The organism is Pseudoalteromonas sp. SR43-3, from assembly GCF_014163875.1.
GTDB classification, from domain to species: domain Bacteria; phylum Pseudomonadota; class Gammaproteobacteria; order Enterobacterales; family Alteromonadaceae; genus Pseudoalteromonas; species Pseudoalteromonas distincta.
Genome location: NZ_JACJEC010000006.1, coordinates 49,042 through 67,061, shown reverse-complemented (window position 1 = coordinate 67,061; position 18,020 = coordinate 49,042). Strand labels below are relative to the sequence as shown.

Sequence of the window (18,020 nt, the reverse complement as noted above, 5' to 3'; positions counted from 1 at the left end):
TTTGATATTATTGAAGCGTAATTCGACGACAGGGTGGTTGTAGGTGGCTTTTGATCTCGCTTACAGCAATAAATATTACAATAATACTTATAGTTTTTTGCTTGTAAATTAGTCAGTTAAAGGCGATTTAAAACAAATTTATATTTTTAAGAAATAATTCCTAATTAATAGAGCGAAAAAAAATATAATGTGTTAATCTTACCTTGCTTTGAGTTTTTATGTATTGAATTTACGGATATTGTGCTGCGTTTAAGGTTACCGGTTAGGTTATTACTTGTTCCTGTACTGTACCTCCATATTTTTGAGCATTGACTCAGGGAGGATATTGCCATAATAATATGGCTGAATTTTAATTATTGACTTACAGGAAAATTTAGTATGTCGGTTACTGGTAAAGTAAAGTTTTTCAACGAAGCTAAAGGCTTTGGTTTCATTGAACAAGAAAATGGTCCTGACGTGTTTGTACATTTCAGCGCAATCACTGGTTCTGGTTTTCGCACTCTTAGCGAAGGTCAAGCAGTGACATTCAGCATCAAACAAGGTCAAAAAGGCCCTGAAGCTGAGAACGTAGAAGCAGCATAATTTATTATGTGAACTCTAGTTCATCTTGGTGAAGCAGGTTTCTGTTTCACCATAATTCCCCTTCCTTAAATCTATTTATTTCATACCTCAAATTCTCCTTTTTTTAAATCTAAAAAACTACTCAAACATTCTATCTTTGCAAAGCTAAACAACTAATAATCTAACGGACAAAACAATCCTCTAATACTTTTAAAAACCATTCATAAGAATTTATTCAATGGGCCTGATACCAGCTTAAATAAAATCGATGCTCAATATCAATCCATGAAAATTCTGTTTCAAGCTTACTCTGTGTGACGAAGGCTACTCATTGATAAGGGCTTCTAGGTGCTTCTATTACTTTATTATGTGAACGTAAAGCTTCATTTATAGTGTATTACTAATAAGGTAGGGTAACTCTTCATGATTAACTTAATTACTGAATTAACCTTAACGTTAAAATAGTATTAAAGAATACTTTAAAGCGGTAAATACAACCTGTTTAATTATCAAAAGCTTTTATGCTGCTAAAAGAAATGCATTGTTGAGTTTATTATTACTATTTATGGAAAAACACGTTTTAAAATAGTTTTAAAAGTAACGTATATAAAGCGTGAGTATCCGATATTAAATATTATCCAGTGTTGTTTTTTTGTGCGACAAATGGTTTGTTTTTTCAGATGAAGTGTAACTGAGGCGATAAAACACGATAAAATCGTGTAAAAAATAACTTTTGTTATATCAATTTATATTTTTTTTAGTTTTTTTTCAGTGCGAATTCAGCTTTAGCTAAATGTTGCAATAATGTTGTTTTATGTCAGTGCAATGCGAATAAATACACCCCTTAAAAGGCTTTAATAGAAATATTAAGAAAAAGCTTCGTTGCAATAATGTTAACTGTTGTGGGCTGGTACTTTCGTTTAAGCATTAACTTAGCTATTTATTTACTGAGATTAGTAAACATCAAGTTGACAGCGCTAATTGCATTTAGCATTATTGAAAGGTTGATATCTATTAAAAGATATCAGGGTTGTTCTCCTCGGAGGATAATTAAATTATAAAAGTAACATTACTTAATTGGTTGGGAACTATGTCTGTTAAAATCAGAAAGAGTCTTGTAGCAACTGCGTTGGTTGGCGCATTTGCATTTGCAAGCAGCAATGTGATTGCAGATCCTTTGAATGACGTGCAAAAAGCAGGTCAACAAATTCAAAAGGCTGCTGTTAAGTCTCAAACTAAAATTGACAATGTATATGGTCAAACTCAGGAGCTAATCGCTGAGTACCGTAGCGTTGTTGATGAGACTGAACTTATGAAAGTGTATAACGATCACGTGTCGCGCTTGGTTGATAGCCAAAACGCTTCAATTGAATCGTTTGATCGTCAAATCGCGACTATTGATAACACTAAACAAAACGTTGTGCCTTTGATGTATCGCATGATCGATACGCTTGAGCAATTCATCAAAGCGGACGTTCCATTTAATCTTGAAACGCGTTTAGGACGTGTTGAAAGACTACGTGAGATCATGGTTTCTGCGTCTGTAACGACGTCTGAAAAATTCCGTCAAGTACTTGAAGCTTACACTATTGAAACAGCATACAGCTCTCTTGTATCTGCTTCACAAGGTACTCTAGAAGTTGATGGTAAAAGCATTAACGTTGATATCGGTCAGTTAGGTCGTATCACTTACGTTGCTCAGTCTTTTGACTTGAAACATGCTTGGGTGTGGGATAACAACACTAAACAGTGGAAAGAATTAGGCGAAGAATACCTAAAACCTGTTAAAGAAGTTATTCGTATGGCGCGTAAGCAAGCGACATTAGAACTTGTTAAACTACCTATCTTTGGCGCGGAGTAATCAATAATGAAGAAACTATTTAAAGGTTTTGCTGTTGCAGCAGTACTAACTGTTTCTGCAGGTACCGCGCTTAATGCACATGCAAATACTGGAGCTCTAGATAAAATTCTTGAGCAAGTAAAGCAAGAGCGTATCTCTGAAGGTAAAATCAATAAGCAACGTGAGCAAGAGTTCTTATCAGAACGTGCTGACAAGCAAGCATTACTTAACAAAGCTAAAAGCCAACTTGCTTCTGAGAAGTCTCGTGGTGAAAGCTTAGCTAAGCAATATGCACAAAACGAAAATACGCTAGCTGAAAAAGAAGCAGCTCTTCAAAGTGCCCAAGGTACTTTAGGTGAGATGTTTGGTGTTGTACGTCGTGCAGCTCAAGATGCTATCGGTTCTATCGAAGCGTCACTAGTTAGTGCTGAAAAACCAGGTCGTGCTGAAATCTTACGTTCGTTAGCAGCTGCTAAAGAACTTCCTACAGTTCGCGAACTTGAAGAACTTTGGATTTCACTTCAAACTGAAATGACAGAATCAGCTAAAGTTTCAACTTTTGAAACTGAAGTTGCTGGTCTTGACGGTAACCCGTCAATGAAAAAAGTAACACGTATCGGTAACTTTAACTTAGTTACAGACGATGGTTACTTAATTTATTCACCAGAGACTAAGTCTATCCAGCCTCTAGGTAAGCAACCAGACGGTTATATCTTAGACGGTATCACGGCTCTAGAAAATACATCACCAGATAACTACGCTGGTGTTTACATAGATCCGACTCGTGGTGCTATCTTACGTATCAACACTCAAAAAGCGACCCTTATGGAATACTTCCATCAAGGTGGTGTAGTTGGTTATATCATCACGGCTTTACTTGGCCTAGGTATGCTAATTACTCTAATCCGCTTTGTTGACCTTACACTTACTACTAGTAAGATTAAGAGCCAGCTTAAAAATGTTGCTACACCGAATACAAATAACCCACTGGGTCGTATTCTTAAAGTGTACCATGACAACAAGAACCAAGATGTTGAAAACCTTGAGCTTAAACTTGATGAAGCGATTCTACGTGAAACGCCACGCATTGAAGCTGGTATCAATATAATTAAGATTCTTGCTGCAATCGCACCGTTACTAGGTCTACTAGGTACAGTAATCGGTATGATCTTAACGTTCCAAACAATCACATTGTTCGGTACGGGTGATCCGAAGATCATGGCAGGTAACATCTCTCTAGCACTTGTAACTACAGCGCTAGGTCTAATTGCTGCATTACCACTAATTCTACTTCATGCTCTTGTAGCTGGTCGTAGTAAGTCGGTATTACACATCCTTGATGAGCAAAGCGCGGGTATCGTTGCTACTCACGCGGAGAAGGAGAAAGCCTAATGCTAGTCCTGATGGAGATATGGGAATCTATCAGGGATTTTGTTGGCACAGGCGGCCAGGTTTTATACGTGGTCGCGATAGCACTCTTTCTTATGTGGGTTTTAATGATTGAGCGCTATTGGTTCCTACTTGCAGAATTTCCTCGCACAGCGAAAGAAATTGTAGCAAAGTGGGATGCCCGCCAAGACACTACGTCTTGGTACGCACACAGAATCCGTGAAGCATGGATTTCTGAAGCGTCTGAAAAATTAGATCAGCGTATGTTGTTGATTAAGACATTAGTAGCTGTTTGTCCTTTAATAGGCTTACTTGGTACTGTTACTGGTATGATCTCGGTTTTTGAAACCATGGCCAACCAGGGTACGGGTAACGCACGTTTAATGGCATCAGGTATTTCAATGGCAACAATCCCAACAATGGCTGGAATGGTTGCGGCATTATCTGGAGTATTTTTTAGCTCACGTCTTGAGACAAAAGCTAAAATGGTGAAAGCCAAACTTATTGATAGTATGCCTCATCACTAGAGAGAGAATTAAATATGGCACGTAAACAACGTTTTCGTGAAGAAGAAGAAGCAGCGGTTGATATGACGCCAATGCTTGACATCGTATTTATCATGCTTATTTTCTTTATCGTAACTACATCGTTCGTTAAAGAGGCTGGTATCGAGGTCAATAAACCTAAAGCGGCTCAAGCTACTAAGCAAAAAAATGCTAACATTTTTATTGCTATTCGTAGTAACGGCGAGATCTGGATTGATAAACAGCAGGTTGATGTTGAACGTATTTCAGCAAAAATCGAAAGTTTATTAGCAGAACAACCTACTGAAGTTGTAATTTTGCAAGCTGATAAAGAAGCAAAACACGGCGTAGTGGTTAAAGTTATGGACCAGATTAAAGCGACGGGTGATAACCTGAGAATTTCAATAGCTGGAGATCAGTAATGATTCGTTTTCTGTTTTCACTGATTGCAGGTGGGGCAGTTACTTTCGGCTTGTTCTACTTCATGGCATTCCTCATCTCTGGTGGGGCTGACCGTAATACGGAACAAAAAGAGCAGATCATAGTCGAAATAATGACGAATCCGCCTGAATCTAAGGTGCAGGAGAGGAAGCGTGTACCGCCTCCTCCTCCGCCACCGCCAAAGCAGCCGCCTAAACCGCAGCCGCCACAGCCGGAAAATAATAATCCAAATCCTGGTGCTATGTCATTTAATATGGGAAGCATTGATGTTGGTAGTTCGGCAGGTGGACTAAGTGGTCCTGGTGCATTTGGACGAGATGGTGATGCGACACCTATCGTTCGTATAGAACCAAAATATCCAACGCAAGCAGCACGTGATGGTAAAGAAGGTTGGGTTCAACTTTCATTCACAATTGATGAGCTAGGTGGAGTAACTGACGTTGAAGTAATTGACGCAGAACCGAAACGTATCTTTGACCGTGAAGCTAAACGTGCACTGCGTAAGTGGAAGTACCGTCCTAAGATCATTGACGGAAAACCACAGAAACAACCAGGTTTACAAGTTCAATTAGACTTTAAACTTAACCAAGGCAACTAAGGAGGCGAGTAATGAGAAATTTTTCTAAAGTAACTGCTCTTGCAATTCTTATGTCTGTGTCGGGTGCTACTTTAAGTGCATCTGTTTTAGCAGCGCCGGATTACGCAAAGATTGAAGAGCGTAAAAAAGCAAAAACTAAAATCATGGGCGAGCGTACTGGTAAAAAAGTAATTAAAGCATTTGATTTGTACAACGAAGAAAAAGTTGATGAAGCAATTGTTTTGCTTAGAGAAATCGAGCCTTCGAATGACTTTGATAAAGCGACCGTAAATCGTTACTTAGGTAGCATGTACGCTCAAAAAGAAAAGTATGACGAAGCGATCAAGTACTCTAAGCAAGCCGTTGCACCTGATGTTTTAAACTTTGCTGATCAAGAACAAACTCTTAAGTTGTTAGGTGACTTATACGCTGGTACAGAAAAGTTCCAAGAAGCTAAAAAAGCATATGTAGCTTGGATGGACTTTACCGGTGAAGAGGACCCTACGGTTTATACACGTATTGCTCAAGCTAACTATCAGTTAGAGCAATACCGTGATGTTTTTGAACCAGCAGATAAGGCAATAAAACTTCAAAAAGAGCCTAACAAAGGCCCTTACCAATTAAAACTTGGCGCATACTTTGAGCTTAAAGATTATGCAAACATGGTTAAAATTGGCGAAGAAATTGTTCGTGTATGGCCTGATGATAAAAAAGCTTGGGTTAGCTTAGGTAAGTATTACCTACAAACTGAAGATTATTCTAAAGGTTTAGCAACTATGGAAGTTGCATACAAGAATGGTTACTTTGAAAATGAAGTTGAGTATAAAGTCTTATCTAACTTTTACTCTCTAAATGAGATCCCTTATAAAGCAGCTGTAACGCTAGAAAAGGCCATTAAGAGTGAAAAAGTAGAACGTACAAAGCAGAATGTTAGCGCGATTGCGAGTAATTACCATCGTTCTAAAGATTTAGAAAAAGCTGCTAAGTACTACGAAGATGCTGCTAAATTTGATGACGACGCTGAGCTTTACCGCAAAGCAGGTTCATTACTTTTACAATCTGAAAAATTCAGTGCTGCTATTGTTCGCTTGAACAAAGCATTAGAGCTTGGCTCTGACAAAAAAGGCACAATTTATTCAGATTTAGCTGAAGCGTATTACTACCAAGGTAAGTATAAGCAAGCATATGCTGCAATTACTAAAGCTATGGATGACCCTCGCACACGTAAGTTTGCAAAAGGTTGGTCTACATATATTAAAGATAAAGCCGCTCGCAACGGTGTTAAAATTTAATTTTAATTAGCTTAAGCAACTTATAAAAAGCCCCTCTGGGGCTTTTTTTATTGGAACTACTATGTATAAAAAGCTCTTTTTATCATCACTACTGTGCCTATTTTTAGCTGCATGTTCAAAGCAGCCTCAACCTTATGAGTCGTTTGAGGACGCACAAGTCGCTTTAAAAGCTTTAAACATGGCGCTTGTACAAACAGGTGCTACTAAAGGCAATAACATTGAAAAAGATCAATTGGTTTTCTCTGATGCTTACTTAACAAAACGCCATACTATTTATCAGAGCCTAATGGGTATGGAGCTTAATCTAAATCAAATTGCGCAAATAAACTATTTGGTAATTGCAGAGCGTTTCCCTGAACGCTACTTTAATTGGCCAGCCCAAGTAAATGTTTTAGAAAACATGCTCGCTTTTGAAGGCTCAAAAAACACACCGGATAATGTTATTACTTGGCTCAAGTTAACCCAAGATACCCTAGACAGTGCTCAACAAAGCAATTTAAAGCTGAACAAGGTTGAACTTACATTGTTACAAAGCTATGTATTAAGTGCGATAGCAAGTAACGATGTTCAACCAGCGCTTAAAAGCCATATAAGAGCTTTTAGCGATTATTTAGCTAGTTATAAGCCAAGAGGAAGTGTGGGTCTAAGAGGTCTGCCAAATGGCACTCAGTGGTATCAGAGCAAACTTAATTACTTTAGTGGCGAAGTACATTCACCGTTAGAATGGGTTACTCTTTTAAACGAAAAAATAAAAGTATTAGATCGTGTTGCATTCGACAGTAAGCTGCCAACTTCTCACCAAAAATCGTTTTTAGTTCAGTATTTATCTGATGAAAAATTAATAGAAGGCTTAGATTGGCAGGCTAACTATCAAGACTTACCCGCAATGGCGATCGCTATGGATATGTCTCATAAAGATAAAACATTGATGCTTGCGATGATGGAATCAGATATAGGTATTCACTACCATGCGTGGACTTTGCCTCAAGCAAAGGTAAACCTTATAAAGCGCCTACAAATGAGTCCAGAAGAGGCCCAGTACTTGGTTGAAGATATAATTCTCTACCCAGGGCAATCATTTAGCTTTATACAACACATTATATAATGATTTGAAAGTGCGCTTATTGTGCGCACTTTGTACACCGTTGAGTTGCGGGGTCTAGTTCAAGTGACTTAGCTGATATTTTTTCTTCACAATCACAGCAGTAGCCATACTGGCCAATTTCTATTTGACTTAGTGCGGCTTCTAGTTTGGTCATGCGACTGATCAAAAGTGCATACTCAGGGCCTAACTTCTCTGCTGCGCAGTCTAACCATTCATTATTTGCTGTATCAGCTAAAATTTGTATTAAATGGTGATGTGCAGCGTAAGCTGATTTAGAAAGCATGGTTAATATATTTAATTTAACTTGTGCTATTTCATCGTTAAGTCTTTTTTGATGATGCATTATCAGTACAACCTTATTAAATGGGCTTTACGTTATACTGATATTATCTAGAGCCTTTAAGTTAGTCGTTATGATTTGAATCAAGTTGAGGTGCTTTGGCATATTTATTTAATACGCTCGCCACATCTTCTTTACTTTTTAAACGTCTGATTTCATCAAACAAATCGATAGCTTGCGGGTACTGGCGTTTTAGATAACCAAGCCATTGTTTAGTACGTGAAGCAAAGTATTTTTCATCCTTCGCGGGGTCTTGATGAATAGCTGAGTGAATTAAGTGATAAATAATATGCTCCCACTCAAGGCCATCATATTGCTCATTATTTACATGAGCTTTAATTTTTTTTGCTAAATCAGGGTGCGAAAGGGCGCCACGACCAAGCATTAAATCAGTGCACCCACTTCGTTTTTGACAAAGCATTGCGTCCTCTACTTGCCAAATTTCACCATTGGCAACAACTGCAATATTCTTACCTTTTATTATTGGTGGAATTTTTTCCCAATAAGCTGGCGGGTTATAACCATCTCGTTTGGTTCTGGCGTGAATAGCTACACTATTTGCACCTGCACTTACCACAGCATCAACAATTTCTTGGCTGTTACTGTCATCATCAAAGCCTAAGCGAATTTTTGCACTTACTTCATGTTCATCATCTACAGCATCTCGGACTGCTTTAATAATCGTATACATATGGTCAGGGTCTTTAAGCAGTACAGCCCCCCCTCGGCTACGATTAACTGTTTTGGCTGGGCAACCAAAATTTAGGTCGACCCCATGGGACCCTAATGCGATTGCTCTTATTGCATTTTCGGCTAACGGATTTGCTTCTTGACCGAGTAATTGAACACGCACAGGAGTACCTGCTCGTGTAAATCCATTATTATGTAGTTCAGGGCAAAATCGATGAAAAACTTTTTCAGGTAAGCATGTTTCAACCACTCTTACAAACTCTGTAACGCACAAATCGAACCCACCAATGTCTGTGAGTAATTGGCGCATTTTAAAATCAACGACACCTTCCATAGGTGCTAAAACAAGTTTCATAAAGAGATTAATTTTGATAAAAAACTGGAGGCATAGTTTACCTGTAAATCACACATTGATAAATCTGTAATTACCGCCCATATTTGATGTATAAATTGCAAAAGTAAATATTATGAAAATAAATGAAAGTTTTTATTTTTGTACGGGTCTACTTAAGTATACAAGCAATTTAAAAATACATTTTTATTGCTGAGATTTACAATCCTTGATTAAAGAGAGTCATAAAATGAATACAGTTAAAAAAAATACAATCGCGTTAACTTTAGGTGCAGTAGTAGTTGGCTCTGCAAGTTTTGTATCTGCAGATGTACAAGCTAACCCATTTGAGTTTCAACAACTAGTAACAGGTTACCAATTAGATGCTGCAGAAGGTAAGTGCGGTGAAGGCAAATGTGGCGGTGACGCAAAAGATAAAAAAGAAGGTAAATGCGGCGAAGGCAAATGTGGTGGCGACGCAAAAGATAAAAAAGAAGGCAAATGCGGCGAAGGCAAATGTGGCGGCGATGCAAAAGGTAAAAAAGAAGGTAAATGCGGCGAAGGCAAATGTGGTGGCGACGCAAAAGATAAAAAAGAAGGTAAATGCGGCGGCGATGCAAAAGACGCAAAAGCTAAAACAGAAGGCAAATGTGGTGAAGGTAAATGTGGCGGCGACGCTAAAAAAACTAAAAAAGAAGGTAAGTGCGGCGAAGGTAAATGTGGTGGCCGTTAATATCTTATTCTAAATAAGTTATGCTAAAAGGGCCCTAAGGCCCTTTTTTGTTAAGTTAGAGGTAGTTATGATACAAACTCAAAGTAAAGATTTTGGGATGGTGGGCCTTGGCCTACGACGAGAAATGCTTGATGAGCTGCTTGAGCATGTACCTAATCAAGTAGACTTTTTAGAAGTTGCGCCAGAGAACTGGTTAAAACTGGGTGGACGCTTTAAAAAGCAATTTAAAACATTAACCGATGCTAATAATTTTGTGTGTCATGGATTATCACTGTCTATCGGTTCTCCCGAACCTCTTGATGTTGAATTTGTTAAGTCTTTAAAAGTGTTTTTTGAAGAGCACAATATAAAAATTTTTAGTGAGCACTTAAGTTACTGCTCCGGTACAGGGCATATGTATGACTTAATGCCCATTCCATTTACACAAGATGCCATAGCACATGTTGTACCTCGCATTAAACAAGTTCAAGACATACTAGAGCAGCAAATTGCGATAGAAAATGTTTCCTATTATGGTGCTCCTGGACAGCAATTATCAGAGCTTGAATTTACGAATATTATTTTAGAGCAAGCTGACTGCAAGCTTTTACTTGATGTGAATAACATTTATGTTAATTCGATAAATCATGGCTACAACGCGCAAGCATTTTTAACTGGGTTACCCTCTAATCGTATAGCCTATGGGCATGTTGCTGGCCATTATAATGAGGCTGATGACTTAATTGTTGATACACATGGCGCTGATGTGATTGATCCTGTTTGGGAGCTACTCGATAAAGCATACGAAGTGCATGGCGTATTTCCAACCTTGCTTGAGCGCGATTTTAATATTCCTACCATGAATGTTTTAACCAAAGAGTTAGATATAATTCATGATCTACAAGCTAAACACTTTGATTCAACTGTTTCAAAACAACGAGCTTAATATAAGCCTTTATCAACATTAAAAGAGTGCCTAGTTATGAGCTTTATTGAAATACAAAACGAATTTATGGCGCATATTCGCGAGCCTCAAAAAAATAAAAAGCCCAGCGGTATCGAAGACAGGCGTATGGCTATTTATCGCGACCTATTTTTTAATAACATTGAAGGTTTTATATCATCAGGTTTTCCGGTATTAAAAACGTTATATACCCAGAAGCAATGGCAAGCCCTCGTACGCCAGTTTTTTAGCGAATATGATTGTCATTCGCCGTACTTTTTAGACATAGCAGGGGAGTTTATTAATTACTTATCAAGTGATTATAAAATGAAAAAATACGATCCCGTGTTTATGCTTGAGCTTGCCCATTATGAATGGGTAGAGCTAGATGTATCCATTGCACACGAAGATGAGCAAGAGAAAAAATTACAAACAACAGCGCTCACTAGTTCAGCTTTATATTTATCGAAAACGGCAAGAAATTTAAGTTATCAATTTCCGGTTCAAAATATTAGCAATCGCTTTAAACCAAAAGAGCCATCACCTCAGCCTAATTATTTTGTTGTATATAGAGATGAAGATGATGACGTTCAATTTCTGGCTACGAATGCGATGACAGCTTTGCTATTGTCAATCATAGAGGCAAGCGAAGGCGCGACATTTGACAACGTCTGCCAACAGGTATTAGCTCATGCACAACAATTTAATGCAGAGCAAATTACTCAAGGTGCACTGGTTACTCTTAATGCTATGGTTGAACGAGGAGTAATTGTGACAAAAAATCAAGGCTAAGGTCTTTATTGATGATTTTACATCGTCTATTATGGCAGCCTTATTTGCCGTGCTTAATAAAAGGTTGTACCAATGTCAGATGATAAAGACTTTAAAGATCCGTTCAACGCTACTTACTTTCTTGCTTTTTTAGCTGTATTTGCAGGGATTGGTTGTTTAAATGCAATATTAGGCTGGATCACTAGCTTAACGTAAAATGTATAGCGTTTATTAAGGCTGTTGCTAACTTCAGCCTTGAACCACTTTATTTTAATTACCCCTTCCATATTTAATACTTCTTTTATAATAACGCCAAACTCGCAATTAAAGGTTAGTTAAGGTTATAATCACCTGCTTTGTAATATAAACAATTGAGCAGTTAAAATTATGACTCAAGTAACACCAGCAATTATCAAAAACAGCATAACTACAATTGCTGATTATCCAAAAGCGGGCATTATGTTTCGCGATGTAACCACTTTAATGGCAAATCCAGAAGCCTTTAAAGCAACTATTGACGCGTTTATCGCAGAATATAAAGATCAGGGCTTTACTAAAATCATAGGCACAGAATCACGTGGTTTTATTTTTGGTGCGCCATTGTCTTACGCGTTAGGCATTCCGTTTATTCCAGTACGTAAACCAGGTAAGTTACCACGCGAAGTTATTCGCCAAGATTACTTACTTGAGTACGGTGAAGACACGCTAGAACTGCATGTAGATGCAATTGTACCTGGCGACAAAGTATTACTAGTTGATGACTTATTAGCAACTGGTGGCACAATTGAAGCCACTGCTAAGTTAGTTAATAAACTAGGTGGCGAAGCCACAGATGCAGCATTTGTTGTATCACTACCAGAACTTGGTGGCGAGCAGCGCATCAAAAAAATGGGTATTAAAATCCTAAAATTGGTTGAATTCGAAGGCGAGTAATCGATGAGTTATCAGGTTCTAGCGAGAAAATGGCGTCCTCAAACCTTTCATGAATTGGTTGGGCAGTCTCATGTTAAGCAAGCGCTTGTAAATGCGCTTACGCAAAATAGACTGCATCACGCTTATTTATTCACTGGAACCCGCGGTGTAGGTAAAACCACCATTGCACGTATTTTTGCTAAAAGCTTAAATTGCGATGAAGGTATATCTGCAAATCCGTGTGGACAATGTAGCAGCTGTTTGGATATAGAAGCAGGGCGCTACATTGACCTACTCGAAATAGATGCGGCTTCTCGTACAAAAGTAGAAGACACTCGCGAAATACTTGATAATGTTCAATATGCACCAACGCGTGGACGTTATAAAGTATACCTAATCGATGAAGTTCACATGCTTTCTAAGCACAGCTTTAATGCGCTTTTAAAAACGCTTGAAGAGCCACCAGAGCATGTGAAATTTTTATTGGCGACGACGGATCCTCAAAAACTACCAGTTACTATTTTATCTCGCTGTTTACAATTCAATCTAAATGCCTTGTCGCAAAGTGAGATTAAAACACAGCTTGAACACGTACTTACTCAAGAACAGCTTAGCTTTGATACCGATGCACTTAGCATTATTTCAAAAGCCGCTGATGGCAGTATGCGTGATGCGCTTAGCTTAACCGACCAAGCTATTGCGCAAACAAATGGTGATATTAATAATCAAGCAGTACAAACAATGCTTGGTTTAATGGATACTCATTATAGCCAAAGCTTGCTTGCGGCATTACTTGCACAAGATGGCGCTGCGTTAATGGATGAGATTGCGCAGGTGGCAAGTCGTAATCCTAATTATGTGGCATTGCTTGATGATTTAATTGCACTTACACATTTAACACAACTAACCCAGTTAGTGCCTGAAGCGGCAGGGCTAGATGAAAAAAATGTAGATTATATTGCTCATGTTGCACAACATACGAGCCCACAACAAATTCAAATTTATTATCAGTTACTGTTAAATGGTAAAAAAGATTTACAATGGGCACCAGAGCCTCGCTTAGGTTTTGAAATGATTATGCTAAGATTATTAGCATTTAAGCCTACAGACGCGCAACAAACTGTACACACAGCAAACGAAGAGCCGGCCCCAAATAAACAAGGCCGCGCAAATGCACTGCGAGATATATTAAATAAAAATAAAACATCGCAAAGCACCGTAGTAGGCCAAAGCAGTACTCCAGTAAATAATATTAAGCCAGTTAGCAATGCAGAGCAGCCTAAAGCCGTTGAGATAGAGCCTTCAGCTAACGCTGCCGCTCAGTCATCAAATAATGAAGTCGTGCAAAGTAATAATGAGCCTGCCCAAGTTGCAGTAGAGCAACCGGTTCAACAAAGTGAAAACGCTTCAAAGCAACAGGCTTTAGCTAAAGAGCAACCACAAACCAATGTTGTTTCAGATGCTCAAGCCCAGCGACAAAGTGAAGATGAAGCTTATATGCTCCATAGTGATGCTGAACAAACGCTGGCCTCGCAATTTGACGATATAATGAGTAGCGCTGTAGATCAGGGTTTTAAACCTGCACCTACTGCAAACTCAGAGTCTTCACCAGAGCCCTTAACAAATCACAATGCAAGTACGCCAATAGCTGAACAAGAAGCGCAGGCGCAATCTGCCATTGCTCGTATTTTACGTGACAGAAACATATCCGGTGCGGGTAGGTTATCAAGCAAGAGTACAAGCACCTCTGCAAATAATGTAGCAGTGCAGCCAAACCAAGCGCCCGCTAAAAAGCCTGAACACCAGCAAAGAATGCCTAAAGCTCAAAGTGTTAACCAAGATAGCACCGCTGAAAATACAAACGAGCTCAACAGCGTTACAAACGTAGCACCTAGCGATCCCCCTCCTTGGGTGAATGATAGTGCAGATGCAAGTGAAAAAAAGCATGAGCTCCCACTAACAGGGAGCGAAAGCCAGGCACATGGTCACGCTAATACAAAACCAGCACGAAAAGTTGATTTTAAAGAAAAGCATCAAACAATTACCGAAAATCTAGCGCCAGAGCTACTTGAGCAAATAAACCCTCAAAAAGTACCTGAAGCAGCGCCCGAGGAAATTAGCATTCCCGTGCCTGATGATTTTCAAAGTCCAATTAGTGAAATTAGATTTGCACATCAACAAGATGAATGGGCTTATTTAATTAAACGTATGGGACTGGGTGGTCGTATGCGCCAATTTGCGTTGCATTCAATATTTACCAAGCAAGGCAACAGTTTACATATAGACGTTGATGAATCACAAAAGCATTTAGATACACCGATGCTTCGCCAAAGATTAGATGCCGCATTGTCGAGCATTTATGAGCATAACGTGTCGTTAAGTATTAATTTTGCTAAGGGAGTTATTGATTCTCCTTATCTTATTCAGCAAAAAATAGATGCAGGACGTCATCAACAAGCAATCGATGTGATCACATCGGATGAAAACATAGTACAATTTCAGCAAGTATTTAGCGCCGAAATTGACGAAAACAGTATTCAGGCATTGTAATTACATACAATCGCCCTTATGTTCATGTTAATTAATGTATTAAAAGAAAGAGAGAAAGTTATGTTTAAAGGTGGAATGGGCAACATGATGAAGCAAGCGCAGCAAATGCAAGATCGCATGCAAAAAGCCCAAGACGAAATCGCAACTCTTGAAGTTGTTGGTGAAGCCGGTGCAGGTTTAGTTAAAGTAACTATGCTTGGTAACCACAATGTACGTCGTGTTCAGCTTGATGAAAGCTTGATGGAAGACGACAAAGACATGATTGAAGACTTACTTGCAGCAGCATGTAACGATGCTGTACGCCGTGTTGCTGAAGAAACACAAGAGCGTATGGGTAAAGTAACTGGCGGTATGCAATTACCACCAGGTATGAAAATGCCGTTTTAAGTAAATAATGCAACTTTCAGATAGTTTAAATCAGCTTATAGAAGCACTGCGCTGTCAACCGGGCATTGGTCCAAAGTCAGCGCAACGTATTGCTTTTCACCTGCTTGAGCGCGACCGAAAGGGAGGCACTCAGCTGGGCAATGCACTCACTAAAGCAATGACCGCCATAGGGCACTGTCAGTCTTGTCGTACTTTTTGCGAACAAGCTCAGTGCGATATTTGTTTAAGTACAAAACGCCAAGACAGCGGTATATTATGTGTTGTTGAATCGCCGACTGACGTACTTGCCATCGAGCAAACAGGTCAGTATTTAGGTCTATACTTTGTATTAATGGGTCACTTATCGCCAATAGACGGTATTGGTCCTAAAGAGATTGGCTTAGATGTTTTAGAGCAAAAGCTTGCTCAAGGCGATATTAATGAGGTTATTTTAGCGACTAACCCTACCGTTGAAGGCGATACTACCGCACATTATATTGCTCAGCTTTGTCATAAATACAAAGTAGGCGCTTCACGTATTGCCCATGGTATTCCTGTGGGAGGTGAGCTTGACTTAGTAGATGGTAGAACACTTATGCATGCCTTTAGCGGCAGGCGCCTAGTTACTCAAGACTAACTCTAAGTCACTATTTGAAAACAAATTACAAAAGCCTACATGATTAAATCATGTAGGCTTTTTCGTTTTTAAGGTAAGCTTAAAAACAATCTAATTTATTTTTGGGCTATGTCTCTAATTAGTAAGGAATACAATGAAAGATAACCAACCCTATCAAGGTGCATTACTCGGTAGTAAGCGTTTTTTACCGCTTTTTATTACGCAGTTTTTCTCAGCGATAAACGATAACGTGTATAAGCAATCAGTGCTTATTCTATTAATATTTCAGGCTGCAACGCTTGCAGATGGCGCACTTTATTCAAATATTGCTGCTGGGTTATTTATTCTTCCGTTCTTTTTATTTTCAGGGATGGCAGGGCAGCTTGCAGAAAAAACAGAAAAATCAAAATTGATTAGAATCGTAAAACTATGTGAAATCCCTATTATGGTTGTTGGGGCAGTTTCTATTTTAACGCAGTATGTGTGGCTAATGTTAGCCACCGTATTTTTAATGGGCGTGCAAAGTGCGTTTTTTGGTCCATTAAAATATTCTATTTTACCGCAGCACGTAGCACCTAATGAATTAACAAAAGCGAATGGTTTGGTTGAATCAGGCACGTTTGTGGCGATACTAATGGGTACAATTTTTGGCACTTATTATATTACTAAATCAGTAGGGCCTACGCTTATAAGTATTGCCGTATTAGTCTTGGCCGTGATGGGTTATGTGAGCAGTCGCTTTATACCCACTAGTGAAGCAAACGAGCCTAGCTTAAAATTTACCTATAATATATTCTCATCCACAAAAAATGTATTTTCAGTACTTAACTCGCAAACAGAATCGGTTGGTAAATCAGTCCTCGGGATTAGTTGGTTTTGGTTAATTGGCGCCATCGTTTTAACGTCCCTACCAAATTATGTAAAACACACAATGGGCGGCGATGAACTGGTTGTAACTAGCGCGCTTGTTGTGTTTTCACTAAGTATTGCTATTGGTTCGTTACTGTGTGAAAAGCTTTCCCGCTCTCGAATAGAATTAGGAATTGTGCCTTTTGGCGCGATCTTAATTACCTTGTTTTTATACTTACTGAGCCAAGAGCCAGCCATTAGCTCTTATTTACCTCAAAACCTTGAGTTATTGACGCTTCAGGAGCTATTAAAAACAGGCGATATGGTGTGGCACTTTGTATGGATGGCAGGCATTGGTATTGGCTCTGGTTTTTACACTGTACCGCTGTATGCGCTTATTCAACAGCGTACTGAAGAGTCGAGTCGCTCACGAGTTATAGCGGCTAACAATGTATTAAATGCACTGTTTATGGTGGGCAGTGCTGTTTTAAGTATTGTAACGCTGTCTGTTTTTCAGTGGAGTATTTCAGAGTTGCTACTGTTACTTGCCGGGCTAAACTTACTTATCTCTGTTTATATTTATACCAAAGTACCAGAGTTCTTTTTACGATTTATTATATATATTTTAGCTATTTGTATGTACAGAGTGCGTACAAAAGGTGAAAGTAATATACCTGATTCAGGCGCTGCGGTTGTCGTGTGTAATCATGTCAGCTTTGTTGATTGGATGTTTATTTTAGCCGCATCACCAAGGCCTATCCGGTTTATGGTATTTGCCCCTATTTATTATTCGCCGGCCCTACATTGGTTATTTAAAATGGCTAAGGCTATTCCCATTAACAGTGAAAAAACCAATCCAGAAGCGTTTAAAAAAGCCTTTGACGAAGTAGCTGCTGCGCTTAATAAAGGCGAACTTGTTGGTATTTTCCCTGAAGGAAAACTAACCAGTGACGGCTCAGTGGATATTTTTCGCCGTGGAATCGAGCGCATTATTGAGCGCTCACCTGTGCCCGTTATTCCTGTGCACTTAGGTGGTTTATGGGGCAGCATGTTTAGTCGTAAAGCTAAGTGGCAATTGCCTCGATTAAAATGGTCTTTGGTGTCGGTTGCAGTCGGTGCCCCGATTGCTGCTGATAAAGTAGTAGCAGATGATTTACGTGAAAAAGTATTGGCTTTAAAAGCGCTTCATTCAAAAGATAGTGACTAATTTA

Annotated in this window: 19 protein-coding genes; 17 read left to right on the top strand and 2 right to left on the bottom strand. The window is 39.0% G+C overall.

All coding sequences use genetic code 11. The annotated features are described in order from the left end of the window. Nucleotides 1-378 precede the first annotated feature (378 nt). From H5088_RS09640 to H5088_RS09605, 8 genes are all read left to right on the top strand, one after another. The gene (locus H5088_RS09640) at nucleotides 379-582 is read left to right on the top strand and encodes a cold-shock protein (protein ID WP_002961702.1); all 204 of its coding nucleotides are present in this window, start codon (nucleotides 379-381) and stop codon (nucleotides 580-582) included. 1,069 nt (nucleotides 583-1,651) lie between these two features. Beyond that, on the top strand, nucleotides 1,652-2,422 hold the full coding sequence (locus H5088_RS09635) for a DUF3450 domain-containing protein (protein WP_024590812.1): 771 nt from the start codon (nucleotides 1,652-1,654) through the stop codon (nucleotides 2,420-2,422). A gap of 6 nt (nucleotides 2,423-2,428) precedes the next feature. Continuing rightward, nucleotides 2,429-3,793 (top strand): MotA/TolQ/ExbB proton channel family protein, encoded by a 1,365-nt coding sequence (locus tag H5088_RS09630; protein ID WP_002961707.1) that lies wholly within the window; start codon nucleotides 2,429-2,431, stop codon nucleotides 3,791-3,793. Then, nucleotides 3,793-4,317 (top strand): MotA/TolQ/ExbB proton channel family protein, encoded by a 525-nt coding sequence (locus H5088_RS09625; protein WP_002961709.1) that lies wholly within the window; start codon nucleotides 3,793-3,795, stop codon nucleotides 4,315-4,317. Before H5088_RS09630 ends, H5088_RS09625 begins: the two co-directional genes overlap by 1 nt. A gap of 14 nt (nucleotides 4,318-4,331) precedes the next feature. Then, nucleotides 4,332-4,736 (top strand): biopolymer transporter ExbD, encoded by a 405-nt coding sequence (locus H5088_RS09620; protein ID WP_002961710.1) that lies wholly within the window; start codon nucleotides 4,332-4,334, stop codon nucleotides 4,734-4,736. After that, nucleotides 4,736-5,353, top strand: a complete 618-nt coding sequence (locus tag H5088_RS09615; protein ID WP_024603667.1) for an energy transducer TonB — start codon at nucleotides 4,736-4,738, stop codon at nucleotides 5,351-5,353. The genes H5088_RS09620 and H5088_RS09615 overlap by 1 nt, the downstream gene beginning before the upstream one ends. 11 nt (nucleotides 5,354-5,364) lie before the next feature. Beyond that, the gene (locus tag H5088_RS09610) at nucleotides 5,365-6,624 is read left to right on the top strand and encodes a lipopolysaccharide assembly protein LapB (protein WP_002961712.1); all 1,260 of its coding nucleotides are present in this window, start codon (nucleotides 5,365-5,367) and stop codon (nucleotides 6,622-6,624) included. Nucleotides 6,625-6,685: 61 nt separating this feature from the next. Further along, entirely contained in the window at nucleotides 6,686-7,729 is a 1,044-nt protein-coding gene (locus H5088_RS09605; protein ID WP_182752761.1) for a hypothetical protein, read from the top strand. Between the two features lie 16 nt (nucleotides 7,730-7,745). Here H5088_RS09605 and H5088_RS09600 read toward each other — a convergent pair whose 3' ends face one another. Further along, nucleotides 7,746-8,072 (bottom strand): conjugal transfer protein TraR, encoded by a 327-nt coding sequence (locus H5088_RS09600; protein WP_182752760.1) that lies wholly within the window; start codon nucleotides 8,070-8,072, stop codon nucleotides 7,746-7,748. A gap of 61 nt (nucleotides 8,073-8,133) precedes the next feature. Further along, nucleotides 8,134-9,114, bottom strand: coding sequence for a tRNA-dihydrouridine synthase (locus H5088_RS09595; RefSeq protein WP_182696417.1), 981 nt, complete (start codon nucleotides 9,112-9,114; stop codon nucleotides 8,134-8,136). Nucleotides 9,115-9,340: 226 nt separating this feature from the next. On the opposite strand from H5088_RS09595, the gene H5088_RS09590 reads away from it, so the two are divergent. The 9 genes from H5088_RS09590 to H5088_RS09555 all read left to right on the top strand — a co-directional run bounded on the left by H5088_RS09590 (nucleotide 9,341) and on the right by H5088_RS09555 (nucleotide 18,016). Beyond that, entirely contained in the window at nucleotides 9,341-9,823 is a 483-nt protein-coding gene (locus tag H5088_RS09590; RefSeq protein WP_182752759.1) for a hypothetical protein, read from the top strand. Nucleotides 9,824-9,890: 67 nt separating this feature from the next. After that, nucleotides 9,891-10,748, top strand: coding sequence for a DUF692 domain-containing protein (locus H5088_RS09585; protein WP_024596352.1), 858 nt, complete (start codon nucleotides 9,891-9,893; stop codon nucleotides 10,746-10,748). A gap of 36 nt (nucleotides 10,749-10,784) precedes the next feature. Then, entirely contained in the window at nucleotides 10,785-11,537 is a 753-nt protein-coding gene (locus H5088_RS09580; protein WP_182752758.1) for a DUF2063 domain-containing protein, read from the top strand. Nucleotides 11,538-11,609: 72 nt separating this feature from the next. Next, nucleotides 11,610-11,732 (top strand): hypothetical protein, encoded by a 123-nt coding sequence (locus H5088_RS20315; protein WP_002962301.1) that lies wholly within the window; start codon nucleotides 11,610-11,612, stop codon nucleotides 11,730-11,732. A 171-nt stretch (nucleotides 11,733-11,903) separates the two neighbouring features. After that, the gene (apt, locus tag H5088_RS09575) at nucleotides 11,904-12,449 is read left to right on the top strand and encodes an adenine phosphoribosyltransferase (protein ID WP_002962303.1); all 546 of its coding nucleotides are present in this window, start codon (nucleotides 11,904-11,906) and stop codon (nucleotides 12,447-12,449) included. Between the two features lie 3 nt (nucleotides 12,450-12,452). Continuing rightward, nucleotides 12,453-14,978, top strand: a complete 2,526-nt coding sequence (gene dnaX, locus H5088_RS09570) for a DNA polymerase III subunit gamma/tau (RefSeq protein WP_182752757.1) — start codon at nucleotides 12,453-12,455, stop codon at nucleotides 14,976-14,978. Between the two features lie 60 nt (nucleotides 14,979-15,038). After that, nucleotides 15,039-15,365 carry a YbaB/EbfC family nucleoid-associated protein gene (locus H5088_RS09565; protein WP_002962306.1) on the top strand — a complete coding sequence of 109 codons (327 nt, stop codon included), beginning with the start codon at nucleotides 15,039-15,041 and terminating at the stop codon, nucleotides 15,363-15,365. 7 nt (nucleotides 15,366-15,372) lie between these two features. Beyond that, nucleotides 15,373-15,981 carry a recombination mediator RecR gene (gene recR / locus H5088_RS09560; protein WP_002962308.1) on the top strand — a complete coding sequence of 203 codons (609 nt, stop codon included), beginning with the start codon at nucleotides 15,373-15,375 and terminating at the stop codon, nucleotides 15,979-15,981. Nucleotides 15,982-16,114: 133 nt separating this feature from the next. Beyond that, complete coding sequence (locus H5088_RS09555; protein WP_182752756.1) at nucleotides 16,115-18,016, top strand: MFS transporter; 1,902 nt, start codon at nucleotides 16,115-16,117, stop codon at nucleotides 18,014-18,016. Nucleotides 18,017-18,020 lie beyond the last annotated feature (4 nt).

Coding starts and splice junctions, on each gene's coding strand:
- H5088_RS09585 (WP_024596352.1), top strand. CDS start 9,891: ATGATACAAACTCAAAGTAAAGATTTTGGGATGGTGGGCCTTGGCCTA.
- H5088_RS09590 (WP_182752759.1), top strand. CDS start 9,341: ATGAATACAGTTAAAAAAAATACAATCGCGTTAACTTTAGGTGCAGTA.
- H5088_RS09595 (WP_182696417.1), bottom strand. CDS start 9,114: ATGAAACTTGTTTTAGCACCTATGGAAGGTGTCGTTGATTTTAAAATG.
- H5088_RS09580 (WP_182752758.1), top strand. CDS start 10,785: ATGAGCTTTATTGAAATACAAAACGAATTTATGGCGCATATTCGCGAG.
- H5088_RS09625 (WP_002961709.1), top strand. CDS start 3,793: ATGCTAGTCCTGATGGAGATATGGGAATCTATCAGGGATTTTGTTGGC.
- H5088_RS09555 (WP_182752756.1), top strand. CDS start 16,115: ATGAAAGATAACCAACCCTATCAAGGTGCATTACTCGGTAGTAAGCGT.
- H5088_RS09615 (WP_024603667.1), top strand. CDS start 4,736: ATGATTCGTTTTCTGTTTTCACTGATTGCAGGTGGGGCAGTTACTTTC.
- H5088_RS20315 (WP_002962301.1), top strand. CDS start 11,610: ATGTCAGATGATAAAGACTTTAAAGATCCGTTCAACGCTACTTACTTT.
- H5088_RS09610 (WP_002961712.1), top strand. CDS start 5,365: ATGAGAAATTTTTCTAAAGTAACTGCTCTTGCAATTCTTATGTCTGTG.
- H5088_RS09600 (WP_182752760.1), bottom strand. CDS start 8,072: ATGCATCATCAAAAAAGACTTAACGATGAAATAGCACAAGTTAAATTA.
- apt (WP_002962303.1), top strand. CDS start 11,904: ATGACTCAAGTAACACCAGCAATTATCAAAAACAGCATAACTACAATT.
- H5088_RS09565 (WP_002962306.1), top strand. CDS start 15,039: ATGTTTAAAGGTGGAATGGGCAACATGATGAAGCAAGCGCAGCAAATG.
- H5088_RS09635 (WP_024590812.1), top strand. CDS start 1,652: ATGTCTGTTAAAATCAGAAAGAGTCTTGTAGCAACTGCGTTGGTTGGC.
- H5088_RS09605 (WP_182752761.1), top strand. CDS start 6,686: ATGTATAAAAAGCTCTTTTTATCATCACTACTGTGCCTATTTTTAGCT.
- dnaX (WP_182752757.1), top strand. CDS start 12,453: ATGAGTTATCAGGTTCTAGCGAGAAAATGGCGTCCTCAAACCTTTCAT.
- H5088_RS09620 (WP_002961710.1), top strand. CDS start 4,332: ATGGCACGTAAACAACGTTTTCGTGAAGAAGAAGAAGCAGCGGTTGAT.
- H5088_RS09630 (WP_002961707.1), top strand. CDS start 2,429: ATGAAGAAACTATTTAAAGGTTTTGCTGTTGCAGCAGTACTAACTGTT.
- recR (WP_002962308.1), top strand. CDS start 15,373: ATGCAACTTTCAGATAGTTTAAATCAGCTTATAGAAGCACTGCGCTGT.
- H5088_RS09640 (WP_002961702.1), top strand. CDS start 379: ATGTCGGTTACTGGTAAAGTAAAGTTTTTCAACGAAGCTAAAGGCTTT.